This window comes from Streptomyces deserti (genome assembly GCF_054782695.1).
In genome coordinates this window covers 1-11,611 of record NZ_BAAGRZ010000027.1, presented here as the reverse complement: position 1 = coordinate 11,611, position 11,611 = coordinate 1, and the positions used below count along the sequence as shown (strand labels likewise).

12 protein-coding genes and 1 rRNA gene are annotated in these 11,611 nt (G+C 72.0%); 2 read left to right on the top strand and 11 right to left on the bottom strand.

The features are described from left to right. Positions 1–6: 6 nt before the first annotated feature. The 4 genes from recN to ACYVMZ_RS31045 form a co-directional block, all read right to left on the bottom strand. Positions 7–1,725, bottom strand: coding sequence for a DNA repair protein RecN (gene recN / locus ACYVMZ_RS31060; protein WP_461085726.1), 1,719 nt, complete (start codon positions 1,723–1,725; stop codon positions 7–9). A 139-nt stretch (positions 1,726–1,864) separates the two neighbouring features. Further along, entirely contained in the window at positions 1,865–2,770 is a 906-nt protein-coding gene (locus ACYVMZ_RS31055; protein WP_461085558.1) for an NAD kinase, read from the bottom strand. Next, the gene (locus tag ACYVMZ_RS31050; RefSeq protein ID WP_461085556.1) at positions 2,767–3,582 is read right to left on the bottom strand and encodes a TlyA family RNA methyltransferase; all 816 of its coding nucleotides are present in this window, start codon (positions 3,580–3,582) and stop codon (positions 2,767–2,769) included. Before ACYVMZ_RS31050 ends, ACYVMZ_RS31055 begins: the two co-directional genes overlap by 4 nt. 7 nt (positions 3,583–3,589) lie before the next feature. Continuing rightward, a complete protein-coding gene (locus tag ACYVMZ_RS31045; protein WP_461085554.1) occupies positions 3,590–3,874 on the bottom strand; it encodes a hypothetical protein in 285 nt (94 codons plus the stop codon). 42 nt (positions 3,875–3,916) lie between these two features. Here ACYVMZ_RS31045 and ACYVMZ_RS31040 point away from each other — a divergent pair, with 42 nt between their 5' ends. Further along, a complete protein-coding gene (locus ACYVMZ_RS31040; protein WP_461085552.1) occupies positions 3,917–4,264 on the top strand; it encodes an SCP2 sterol-binding domain-containing protein in 348 nt (115 codons plus the stop codon). Here the strand turns inward: ACYVMZ_RS31040 and ACYVMZ_RS31035 are convergent. The 4 genes from ACYVMZ_RS31035 to ACYVMZ_RS31020 all read right to left on the bottom strand — a co-directional run bounded on the left by ACYVMZ_RS31035 (position 4,248) and on the right by ACYVMZ_RS31020 (position 8,348). Next, a complete protein-coding gene (locus ACYVMZ_RS31035) occupies positions 4,248–5,144 on the bottom strand; it encodes an ABC transporter ATP-binding protein (protein ID WP_461085550.1) in 897 nt (298 codons plus the stop codon). The genes ACYVMZ_RS31040 and ACYVMZ_RS31035 overlap by 17 nt on opposite strands. Next, complete coding sequence (locus tag ACYVMZ_RS31030; protein ID WP_461085548.1) at positions 5,141–6,187, bottom strand: FecCD family ABC transporter permease; 1,047 nt, start codon at positions 6,185–6,187, stop codon at positions 5,141–5,143. The genes ACYVMZ_RS31035 and ACYVMZ_RS31030 overlap by 4 nt, the downstream gene beginning before the upstream one ends. 8 nt (positions 6,188–6,195) lie before the next feature. Next, positions 6,196–7,239, bottom strand: a complete 1,044-nt coding sequence (locus tag ACYVMZ_RS31025; RefSeq protein WP_461085546.1) for a FecCD family ABC transporter permease — start codon at positions 7,237–7,239, stop codon at positions 6,196–6,198. A gap of 77 nt (positions 7,240–7,316) precedes the next feature. After that, the gene (locus ACYVMZ_RS31020) at positions 7,317–8,348 is read right to left on the bottom strand and encodes an HAD hydrolase-like protein (protein WP_461085544.1); all 1,032 of its coding nucleotides are present in this window, start codon (positions 8,346–8,348) and stop codon (positions 7,317–7,319) included. Positions 8,349–8,422: 74 nt separating this feature from the next. Here ACYVMZ_RS31020 and ACYVMZ_RS31015 point away from each other — a divergent pair, with 74 nt between their 5' ends. Next, positions 8,423–9,715, top strand: a complete 1,293-nt coding sequence (locus ACYVMZ_RS31015; RefSeq protein WP_461085542.1) for a DUF1015 domain-containing protein — start codon at positions 8,423–8,425, stop codon at positions 9,713–9,715. Positions 9,716–9,767: 52 nt separating this feature from the next. Here ACYVMZ_RS31015 and ACYVMZ_RS31010 read toward each other — a convergent pair whose 3' ends face one another. The 3 genes from ACYVMZ_RS31010 to rrf form a co-directional block, all read right to left on the bottom strand. Then, positions 9,768–10,505 carry a hypothetical protein gene (locus ACYVMZ_RS31010; RefSeq protein ID WP_461085724.1) on the bottom strand — a complete coding sequence of 246 codons (738 nt, stop codon included), beginning with the start codon at positions 10,503–10,505 and terminating at the stop codon, positions 9,768–9,770. After that, complete coding sequence (locus ACYVMZ_RS31005) at positions 10,397–11,314, bottom strand: hypothetical protein (protein ID WP_461085740.1); 918 nt, start codon at positions 11,312–11,314, stop codon at positions 10,397–10,399. Before ACYVMZ_RS31005 ends, ACYVMZ_RS31010 begins: the two co-directional genes overlap by 109 nt. Positions 11,315–11,517: 203 nt before the next feature. Further along, positions 11,518–11,611, bottom strand: a 5S ribosomal RNA gene (gene rrf / locus ACYVMZ_RS31000); the annotation flags it as partial.

Below are 11,611 nucleotides of genomic sequence, written 5' to 3'. Positions count from 1 at the left end.
CGCCCGCTACACGTCCGCCCGAGCCGTCGCCAGCAGCTCCTCCGCGTGCGCCCGGGCCGTCTCCGAGTCCTCCTGGCCGGCGAGCATCCGGGACAACTCCCGGATGCGCTCCTCCCCTTCGAGCACCTTCACGCCGGACCGGGTGACCGACCCATCGTTGGTCTTCTCCACGAGCAGCTGCCGGTCGGCGAAGGCGGCGACCTGCGGCAGGTGCGTCACGACGACGACCTGCGCGGTCTTCGCCAGCCGAGCCAGCCGCCGCCCGATCTCGACGGCCGCCTTGCCGCCGACACCGGCGTCGACCTCGTCGAAGAGGTACGTCGGCACGGGATCGGTCCCCGCGAACACGACCTCCACGGCGAGCATCACGCGCGACAGCTCACCGCCGGAGGCGCCCTTGGCGATGGGCCGCGGCGGCGCCCCGGGGTGCGGGGCGAGCAGCAGTTCCACCTCGTCGGCACCGGACGGCCCGTACCCGACCGTACGCCCGCCCACCTCGACGCCCTCCGGGTCCTCGGTCTGCCGGATGGCGAAGGACACGCGCGCGTGCGGCATGGCGAGCGAGGCGAGCTCGGCGGTCACCGCGGCGGCGAACCGCTCGGCGGCTTCCGTCCGCGCGTCCGTCAACGCCTGTGCCAGCCCGCCCAGTTCGGCCCTCAGCGCGTCCCGTTCGGCGGTCAGCTCCTCGATCCGCTCGTCGTCGCCGTCCAGCTCGGTCAGCCGCTGTGCACTGTTCTCCGCCCAAGCCAGTACGGCGTTGATGTCCTCGCCGTACTTCCGCGTCAGCCCGGTGAGTGCGGCACGCCGCTCCTCGACCGCGGCCAGCCGCAGCGGATCGGCGTCCAGATCGTCGGCGTACCCGGCCAGTTCGCCCGCCACATCGCGCAGCAGGATTCCGATCTCGCCGATCCGGTCGGCGAGCGCGGCCAGCGCCGGATCGTGCGACCGTACGGCCTCCAGCGCCCGCTGCGCGCCCGCGACGAGCGTCCCCGCGTCCACTCCCTCGGGGTCCTCCGGATTGCCCGCGAGCGCGGCGTGCGCGACGGACGCGGCGGACGCCAGCGCCTCCGCGTGCCCCAGCCGCTCGGCCTCCTCCGCGAGCTCGGCGTCCTCACCGGCCCGCGGCTCGACGGCCGCGATCTCGTCGAGGCCGTAGCGCAGCATGTCGGCCTCCTGGGCCCGTTCACGCGCGCGCGTGGTGATCTCCTCCAGCTCGGCGGAGACGGCCCGCAGCCGCTTGTACGCCTCGGTGTACTTGGCGAGCGGCACGGCGACGGCGTCGCCCGCGTACCGGTCGAGGGCCTGCCGCTGCCGGGACAGCTTGAGCAGCCCCTGCTGGTCGGTCTGCCCGTGCACGGCCACCAGGTCGTCGGCGAGCTCGGCGAGCAGCCCCACGGGCACGCTGCGCCCGCCCAGGTGCGCCCGCGAGCGCCCCTCGGCGGAAACGGTACGGCTGACCAGCAGCGCCCCGTCGTCGAGCTCGGCGCCGGCCTCCTCGGCCCGTACGGCGGCCGCCGCGTCCGCGGGCACGGTGATGCGCCCCTCCACGACCGCCTTGTCGGCACCGATCCGCACGAGCGCGGGGTCCGCACGCCCGCCCAGCAGCAGTCCGAGGCTGGTGACCACCATGGTCTTGCCCGCACCCGTCTCACCGGTGACAGCGGTGAATCCGGGCGACAGCTCGACGACAGCGTCGTCGATCACTCCGAGCGACCGTATCCGCATCTCCTCCAACACGGACACGACCTTACGAGGTCGGGGGCGGGGAGTGCGACGGCCCCCGCCTCGCTTGTGAGAAGCCCCAGGTGACAAAGTCACATGGGTCGCTTATGTCACCCGGGGGAGTGGCTCGGCCCCCGGGAGGCTAGTGCGGCGCCCCCCGCCACCCGGACACGGGCAACGCGAACTTCGCCACCAGCCGATCCGTGAACGAGGCGTGATGCAGCCGGGCCAGCCGCACCGGCACAGCCCCCCGCCGCACCTCGACCCGCGCCCCGGGCGGCAGCTCCACGGTCCGCCGCCCGTCACACCACAGCACCCCCGGCGGTACGTGCGGCAGCACCTCCACCGCCAGCACGGAATCCGGGGAGGTCACCAACGGCTTGGCGAACAGCGCGTGCGCGCTGATCGGCACCATCAGCAGTGCCTCGACCTCGGGCCACACCACGGGCCCGCCCGCGGAGAACGCGTAAGCCGTGGACCCGGTCGGCGTCGCGCACACGATCCCGTCGCAGCCGAACCCCGTGACCGGCCGCCCGTCGATCTCGAGGACGACCTCCAGCATCCGCTCCGCGGACACCTTCTGCACGGCCGCCTCGTTCAGCGCCCAGTCCGTGTGCACGATGTCGCCGTTGCGGTGGACGACGACATCGACGGTCATCCGTTCCTCGACCTCGTACGCCCTGGTCACGACCCGGTCGACGACCTTGTCGAGGTCGTCGCGCTCGGCCTCGGCGAGGAACCCGACCCGCCCCAGGTTGACGCCGAGCATCGGCACCCCGGAGGCCCGGGCGAACTCGGCACCCCGCAGCAGCGTTCCGTCGCCACCCAGCACGATGAGCAGCTCACACCCGTCGAGGCACTGCGGAGTCGCCTCCTTGACGAGTTCCACCTCGTCGGGCAGCGGAAGGTCCCGTGCCTCCGCCTCCAGGACGCGCACGCCCAGCCCCGAGCGCAGCAACCCCTTCACCACGAGCTCGGCACTGCGCACAGCCGCGGGCCGCCCCGTGTGGGCGAGCAGGAAAACAGTACGAGCTCGGTTCGTTGTCAACGCGGCCCCTCCGCCACTGCACGGTCAACGTCGGCCGGGTCCAGTTCCGGTGCCCCGGCCCGCAGCCACAGAAAGTATTCGACATTCCCCGAGGGCCCGGGCAGCGGACTGGCCGTCACACCCTTCGCCCCGAGCCCCAGCTGCCAGGCCTTCTCGGCCACCCCCCGCACGGCCTCCGCCCGCAGCTGCGGGCTCCGTACGACTCCCCCGCTGCCCAGCCGCTCCTTGCCCACCTCGAACTGCGGCTTGACCATCATCACCAGGTCGGCGTCCGGTTTCACGCACCGCACCAGGGCGGGCAGGACCAGCCCGAGCGGGATGAAGGACAGATCCCCCACGACAAGATCCACAGGCTCCCCATCGATCACTTCAAGCGTCAACTCCCGCACGTTCGTACGGTCTTTGACGGTGACGCGTTCATCCTTCTGGAGAGACCAGGCCAGTTGTCCGTATCCGACGTCCACGGCGACGACGTGCGCGGCCCCGGCGCGCAGCAGGACATCGGTGAAGCCGCCGGTGGACGCGCCGGCGTCCAGCGCCCGCCGCCCCTCGACGACCAGTCCCTGGGGCACGAAGACCTCCAGGGCGCCCGCGAGCTTGTGCCCACCCCGCGAGACGTACTCGGGATCGCTCTCGTCCTGCGCGACGACGATCGCCGCCGCCGTCTCCACCTGTGTGGCGGGCTTGGTCGCGACGGTCTTGCCGACGGTGACGCGCCCGGCGGCGATCAGCTGGCTGGCGTGCTCACGTGAGCGCGCGAGCTTCCGGCGGACCAGCTCCGCGTCGAGACGGCGGCGTGCGACTCCTGCCACGGTTGGTTCAGCTCCTATGTCCAAACGGTGACGGGGGCGCCGGAGGTCCCGGGCGGGCGTCGAGCGCGGTGAGCGCGTCGCGCAGCCCCTGGTGTACATCCTCGTACACCTCGACATGCCCGTCGGTGGCGAGGTGGTCGGCGTCGCCGAGCCGGTCGAGGGCCGCGTCCACGTCGGCGTTGCCGGTGGGGGTGCGGGGCACGTTCAGCGGGGCGGGGGCGGCCGGGTCGTACGCGGGCTCGGCCTCCACCGCCTCCTGAGGCGTCCCGGTCTGCGGAACTGCGTCGTCCATGCCCTGACGCTACCCCGAACCGCTGCGGTACCGTCGGTCGCGATGGCCACGATCGAGGAGTGCCGCGCCGCACTCGACAAGCTCTCGGACAACATGCAGAACGCCGAAGGGGACGTCCGCGAGGCCGCCGCCCTGGACCGCTCGGTGAGCTGCCACATCAAGGACCTCGACGTCACCTTCGTCGGCCGGCTCGAGAACGGCCGGATCGTGGTGCACGACACCCTTGAGGGCCCGCCGCGCGAGAAGGCCGAGATCAGACTGGCTCTGACGGGCGACGACCTGGTGGCACTGGTGAACGGCGAGCTGAACTTCGCCAAGGCCTGGGGTTCGGGCCGGGTGAGACTGGAGGCGGGCCTGCGGGACGTGTTCCGCCTCAGAAAGCTTCTGTAGCCACCATTTTCGCGGCCGTACGTGCCTTGCGCGCCGCCGGCACCACCAGCGGCGTGCCCGTCTCCGGGTCGTCGATGACCTGGCAGCGCAGCCCGAACACGTCCTCGACCAGTTCCGCGGTGACGATGTCGTTCGGCGCGCCCTCGGCGATGATCTTCCCCTCGCGCAGGGCGATGAGGTGGGTGGCGTACCGGGCGGCGTGGTTCAGGTCGTGCAGCACGGCGACGAGCGTGCGCCCCTGCTCCTCGTGCAGCTCCGCGCACAGATCGAGTACGTCGATCTGGTGCTGGATGTCCAGATACGTCGTCGGCTCGTCGAGCAGCAGCAGCGGGGTCTGCTGAGCGAGCGCCATGGCGATCCACACGCGCTGCCGCTGACCGCCGGACAGCTCGTCGACGTACCGGTCGGCGAGCTCGGCGACCCCGGTCTGCTCCATGGACTCCTGGACGACCCGCTCGTCCTCGGTCGACCACTGGCGCAGGATGCCCTGGTGGGGGTAACGGCCGCGGCCGACGAGGTCGGCGACGGTGATCCCGTCGGGCGCGATCGACGACTGGGGCAGCAGCCCGAGGGTCCGGGCGACCTTCTTCGCGGGCATCGACTGGATGACCTGCCCGTCGAGCAGCACCCGGCCCTGGCTGGGCTTGAGCATCCGCGACAGCGCCCGCAAGAGCGTCGACTTGCCGCACGCGTTCGGGCCGACGATCACGGTGAAGGAGTGGTCGGGTATCTCCACCGACAGCTGTTCGGCGATGACGCGCTGGTCGTAGGCGAGGGTGACGTTCTCGGCGGACAGGCGGTTCACGGTGCTCCTTTGGTTGTTCAGCCCGCTGCTGACGCTGGTCTTGGCGCTCGTATCCGAGCCGGGGGCGGCACTCATATCCGGCCCGCCCTGCGCTCGGTGACCAGCAGCCACACCAAGTAGACGCCGCCGAGGACGCCGGTGACCACGCCCACGGGCAGCTGGTCGGCGCCGAAGGCCCGCTGCGACGCCCAGTCGGCGATGACCAGCAGGGCGGCGCCCATGCACAGGGACGGCAGCAGGTTCGGACCGGGCGAGCGGGTCAGGCGCCGGGCGAGCTGCGGCGCGGTGAGCGCGACGAAGCCGACGGGACCGGCGGCGGCGGTCGCGGACGCCGTGAGCAGCACGGCGGCGACCATCAGCAGCGCCCGTACGCGCTCGACGCGCACCCCGAGGGCGTAGGACACGTCGTCGCCCATCTCCATCATCCGCAGCCCGCGCGCGTTGGCGAGGACGAGCGGGACGAGTACGGCGCACAGCCCGAGCAGTGGCCAGACCTGGGCCCAGTCACGGCCGTCGAGGGACCCGGTCATCCACACGACCGCACGGGCCGCGTCGACGATGTCGGACTTGGTGAGCAGATAGCCGTTGATCGCGGTGACGATCGCGGAGACACCGATACCGACCAGGACCAGTCGGTATCCGTGCACTCCCTGCTTCCAGGCGAGCAGGTAGATGGCGAGCCCGGTCACCAGGCCGCCCACGAGCGCGCCGACGGCGACCTGGTTGGCGCTCCCGGAGAACAGCACGATCACCGTGAGCGCGCCGGCCGTCGCGCCCTGCCCGAGGCCGAGCACGTCCGGACTGCCCAGCGGATTGCGGGAGATGGACTGGAACAGTGCGCCGCCGAGCCCGAGCGAGGCGCCGACCAGCAGCCCGACCAGGACCCGCGGCAGCCGCAGTTCGTTGACGATGAACTCCTGGCCCGCGTTGCCCTCGCCGACCAGCGTCTTCAGCACGTCTGCGGCCGGGATCGGGAAGTCGCCGGTACCGATCAGCACCACGCTCGCCGTGAGCGCCGCGGCCAGCAGCAGGACGACGACGGTCAGCGCGCGCACGTCCAGCCGGACCGACAGCCCGCCCGGAGTCCGCACAGCCCGTGTGGCACGTGTGGTCTTCACTGCGGTCTTCACAGCTGCGCCGTCCTCCGCCGTCGTACGAGATAGATGAACACCGGGCCGCCGAGGATCGCGGTGACGATACCGACCTGCAGCTCGGCGGGCCGGGCCACGATCCGGCCGATGACGTCGGCGCCGAGCAGCAGCACGGGCGACAGGAGCGCGGCGTACGGCAGGATCCAGCGCAGGTCGGGCCCGGTGAAGGACCGCACGACGTGCGGCACCATCAGCCCGACGAACACGATCGGCCCGCAGGCGGCGGTCGCGGCACCGCACAGCACGGTGGCGGCCAGCATCGACAGCGCCCGGGTGCGGTTCAGGTTGGCGCCGAGGGCCTTGGCGGTGTCGTCGCCCATGGCCATGGCGTTGAGCGGCCGGGCGAGGGCGAGAGCCAGGACGGAGCCGGCCAGCAGGAACGGCAGCACCTGCGTGATGGTCTTGTCGTCCGCCGAGGACAGCGAACCGACCGTCCAGAAGCGCATCTTCCCGAGCGCCGCCTCGTCCAGGATCATCACGGCCTGGAGATAGCCGTACAGCGCGGCACTGATCGCCATGCCAGCGAGCGCCAGCCGTACCGGCGTCGCGCCCCGGCTGCCGCCGAGGAACCACACCAGCGCCCCGACCGCCGCCGCGCCGAAGAACGCGAACCACACATAGCCGGTCAGCGAGGTGACGCCGAGGTAGGTGATGGCGGTGACGACCGCGGCGGACGCGCCCGCGTTGATGCCGAGCAGACCGGGATCGGCCAGCGGGTTGCGGGTGAGCGCCTGCAGCACCGCCCCGGCCAGCCCGAGCGCCGCACCGGCGAGCAGTCCGAGGACGGTTCGCGACAGCCGCTCCGCGACGACCACGTCGCCGTACGTGCCCGAGTCCTCGAACAGACCGTGCCAGACCTGCTCCAGAGAGAGCTCTTTCGCACCGACCGCGATGCTCGCCAACGCGACCAGCACCAGGAGGGCCAGGGAGACGAGCAGCCCAAAGGCACGTATCGCCCGGCGGGTTGGGGGCGCGGGGGCGGTCTCCGCGCGCTGTTCAGGAGGACTGTCGACCAACACGCAGTTAGGTTAGCCTACCCTGCCAAGCGATCACGATTCCGAGGCCGACCGCCCCCTCGGACGCACAGCCGCGGCACTCACAGGCCCAGTCGAGCCAGTGCCTTCCCCCCGTCCAGCCCGCACACACCTTCCCCGGCCACCGTCCAGGCCGCCGCACACAGCGCGCGCAGCCCGTCCAGGGCCTCGCCGCCCCCTTCCAGCTCCAGTCGCCCGGCATCCGCACTCGCCGTCCATCCACCGCACCGGAAGCCACCACCGCCCACCTCGACGACCTCCGGCTGCCCGGTGAGCATGCCGCGCAGATCGGCGTCGACGTACGTCGGCCGATGCTGCGGAGGCGCGGCCAGCAGCTGCGCGCCATCCGTGACACCGGTCAGGACGAGCAGCGAGTCGACCTCGCCGTTGAACGCGCCCTCGATGTCCGTGTCCAGCCGGTCCCCCACGACCAGCGGCCGCTTCGCCCCCGTCCGCAGGATCGTCTCCCGGTGCATCGGCGGCAGCGGCTTGCCCGCGACCTGCGGATCGGCGCCCGTGGCGATCCGGACCACCTCCACCGCCGCGCCGTTGCCGGGCGCGATACCGCGTCCGCTGGGGATCGTCAGGTCGGTGTTCGACGCGAACCAGGGCACCCCGCGCGCGATGGCGTAACAGGCCTCCGCGAAGCGCCCCCACGGCAGCTCGGGCCCGCCGTACCCCTGCACGACCGCCGCCGGATCGTCGTCCGCCGACTCGACGGGTACGAGCCCGCGCTCCCGCAGCGCCACCCGCAGCCCCTCCCCGCCGACCACGAGCACGCGGGAGCCCTCCGGCACCTGTTCACTGATGAGCCGCGCGACCGCCTGCGCGGACGTGATGACGTCGTCCGCGCCCGTCGGTATCCCCAGCTCGGTCAGATGCGCGGCCACGGCATCCGGAGTCCGCAGAGCGTTGTTGGTGACGTATGCGAGATGCATGCCGCCCGCGCGGGCCGTGGCGAGCGACTCGACCGCGTACGCGATCGCGCTCCCGCCCGCGTACACCACTCCGTCCAGGTCGAGCAGCGCCGTGTCGTACGCCTCGCTCAGGGCCTGCCCACTGCCCTCGGGCCTCGTCCTGACGCTCCGGCTCATTCCGCATCGCTCCTCGGTGTGGCTCGCTTTCCCCCGATCATGCCCCATGCCACTGACACCCGTACGATGCCGGGATGAACACAGCAGGTCACTGGGAAGCAACGACGCGCCGAGGCCTGGAACTCACCCCGTTCCGAGGCCTTCGCTACGACCCCGACCGGGTCGGCAGCCTGGCCGCCGTGACATCCCCGCCGTACGACGTCGTGGTCCGCCCCGACGGCCTGCACCACCTCCAGTCCGCCGACCCGCACAACATCGTCCGCCTGATCCTGCCCGAGGCCGCGACCCCCAGCATCCGTAACGAACAGGCCGCCGACACCCTGCGCCGCTGGCTGTCCGAGGGCGTGCTGACCGCCGACCCCGAACCGGGCCTGTACATCTACGAACAGAGCGACGGCAACGGCATGCTGCAACGCGGCGTCATAGGCGCCCTGCGCGTCTCGGACCCCGCCGAGCAGGTGGTGCTCCCGCACGAGGACGTCATGCCGCACATCGTCGCCGACCGCGCCGCCCTCATGCGGGCCACCTCGGCGAACCTGGAACCGCTCCTGCTGACCTACCGCGGCAACGGCTCGGCGACCGCCACGGCCGACCTGATCGAACGCACCGCTGACCAGCCGCCGCTCCTGGCCACGACCACGGAGGACGGCTTCAGCCACCGCCTGTGGTCGGTCACCGACCCGGCCGACCTGGTGAAGATCCAGACCGACCTGGCCCGCCACCAGGCCCTCATCGCCGACGGCCACCACCGCTGGGCCACCTACCGCCGCCTCCGCACCGAGCACCCCTCCCCGAGCCCCTGGGACTACGGCCTGGTCCTCCTCGTCGACACGGCCCGCTACCCGCTCCGCGTCCGCGCCATCCACCGCCTCCTGCACGGCCTGCCGGTCGCGGACGCGCTGGCCGCCCTGGACGGCCTGTTCCGCGTACGCCGCCTCGACGTCCCCCTGGCCGAGGCCCTGGCGGTCCTGGCGGACGCGGCCTGCGCCGGCAACGCGTTCCTGCTGGCCGGCGACGGTGCCTTTCACCTCGTCGACCGCCCGGACCCGGACCTCCTGGCCCGTACGATCCCCGTCGACCGCCCGGTCGCCTGGCGCACCCTGGACGCGACGGTCCTGCACGCCACTCTCCTCGACCACGTCTGGCACATCCCCGAGGACGATCCCTCCCGCATCGCCTACATCCACGACACGGCCGCCACGGTCACCAAGGCGGAACGCGACGGCGGTACGGCCGTCCTGCTGCACCCGGTCCGCGAGGAGGTCGTCCGCGACCTCGCCCGCCAGGGCGTCACGATGCCCCGCAAGTCGACGTCGTTCGGCCCGAAACCGGCGTCGGGCCTGGTGCTGCGCGCACTGGACCTCTGACGACGAAGGGCGGGACCCCGCTGCCGGAGCCCCGCCCTTTCCGCCACGGACGTCAGTCCTTGTCGTCCTCCGGGGAGACGTCCTCGTGCAGGGCGTCTTCGCCGCCGCTCTCGTCAAGGGCGTCCATGAACTCCACGCCGTCCAGCTCGGCGAGCCGGTCGGAGGCGTCCGTGCTGCCGTCCCGGTCGGCCTCCACGGCCTTCGCGAACCACTCCCGCGCCTCGCTCTCCCGCCCGGCGGCGAGCAGCGCGTCGGCGTAGGCGTACCGCAGCCGCGCGGTCCAGGGCTGCACGGAGTTGGACGCCAGCTCGGGGCTCTGCAGCGTCACGATCGCCGCGTCCAGCTGTCCCATGTCACGCCGGGCGCCGGCCGCGACGAGCCGCATCTCGACCTGTCCCGCCTTGTCCAGCTTGTGCACCTCGGGCGCCCCGGCCATGTCCAGCGCCTTCTCCGGCCGCCCGAGCCCACGCTCGCAGTCGGCCATGACGGGCCACAGATCCACGGTCCCGGTCATCCGCCGCGCGGCCCGGAACTCGGCGAGCGCCTCACCGTACTTCTGGTTGGCGTACGCGGCGAACCCGGCGGCCTCCCGTACGGCGGCGACCCGCGACGCCAGCCGCAGCGCCACCCTGGAGTATCCGTAGGCGGCCTCGGGGTCCTCGTCGATGAGCCGCGCGACCATCACCAGGTTCTTGGCGACGTCCTCGGCGAGCGTCTTCGGCAGACTCTGCAGCTCCTGCCGTACGTCCTTGTCGATCTCGTCGCCCGTGACGTCCTCGGGGATCGGCAGCCGCTTGATCGGCTCCCGGTCACGATCCCGCTCCTCACGGAACCGCCCACCACCACGCCGGTCGTCACGCCGGTCATCACGCCGGTCGTCCCGCCCGCGAAACCCACCGGGCCGGCCACCACGGTCGTCCCGACGGGGCCCACGCCCACGGTCGTCCCGCCCCCGGAACCCACCGCGCTCGCCCCGGCTGTCCTCACGTCGGAACCCACCGCGCTCCCCGCGGTCATCGCCCCGGCGGTCGTCCCGCCCCCGGAAAGCACTCCGGTCGTCCCGCCGGAACCCTCGGTCCCGATCATCCCGACGCTCGTCACGCCGGACGTACCCACCACGGTCGCCCTCGCGCCGGTCATCACGCCTGTCATGACGCCGATCGTCACGCCTGTCGTCACGCCGGTCATCCCGACGATCGTCACGCCTGTCGTCACGACGAAAGCCGCCGCGCTGCCCACGGTCGTCCCTGCGACGGTCGTCGCTACGTCGATCGTCACCTCGTCGATCGTCGCCCCGGCGGTCGTCACGCCGGAAACCGCCACGATCGCGGTCGTCACGACGACCGTAGCCACCACGGTCGTTGTCACGACGGAACCCACCGCGCTCCCCGCGGTCGTCGTCCCGACGCTCCCCACGGTCGTCACGGCGGAAGGACGGACGGTCGCCGCTACGTCGATCGTCGCCTCGCCGATCGTCGCCCCGGCGGTCGTCACGCCGGAAACCGCCACGATCGCGGTCGTCACGACGACGGTAGCCACCACGGTCGTTGTCACGACGGAAGCCGCCGCGCTCCCCGCGCTGACCACTGCGGTCGTCACGGTCACCACTGTCCCGTCGCCGCTGGTCGCGCTCTGGTCGGTCGTCGGGAGAGTTGGTGGACATGGTGACTCCTGTCTTCGGTACCGCAGTCATTCTCGCGCAGCCGGGTACCCGACGCGCTCCGGGCTGTGCCTGTTTCAAAACAGCGAAAGGACCCCTGGTCCCAGCTGAACGCTGGAGACCAGGGGTCCCTCCAAAGATTGTTCGGCGGCGTCCTACTCTCCCACAGGGTCCCCCCTGCAGTACCATCGGCGCTGTAAGGCTTAGCTTCCGGGTTCGGAATGTAACCGGGCGTT

Excerpts from the sequence above, each read along its gene's own strand:
- recN (WP_461085726.1), bottom strand. The coding sequence starts at position 1,725 with ATGCGGATACGGTCGCTCGGAGTGATCGACGACGCTGTCGTCGAGCTG.
- ACYVMZ_RS31040 (WP_461085552.1), top strand. The coding sequence starts at position 3,917 with ATGGCCACGATCGAGGAGTGCCGCGCCGCACTCGACAAGCTCTCGGAC.
- ACYVMZ_RS31035 (WP_461085550.1), bottom strand. The coding sequence starts at position 5,144 with ATGAGTGCCGCCCCCGGCTCGGATACGAGCGCCAAGACCAGCGTCAGC.
- ACYVMZ_RS31015 (WP_461085542.1), top strand. The coding sequence starts at position 8,423 with ATGAACACAGCAGGTCACTGGGAAGCAACGACGCGCCGAGGCCTGGAA.
- ACYVMZ_RS31045 (WP_461085554.1), bottom strand. The coding sequence starts at position 3,874 with ATGGACGACGCAGTTCCGCAGACCGGGACGCCTCAGGAGGCGGTGGAG.
- ACYVMZ_RS31020 (WP_461085544.1), bottom strand. The coding sequence starts at position 8,348 with ATGAGCCGGAGCGTCAGGACGAGGCCCGAGGGCAGTGGGCAGGCCCTG.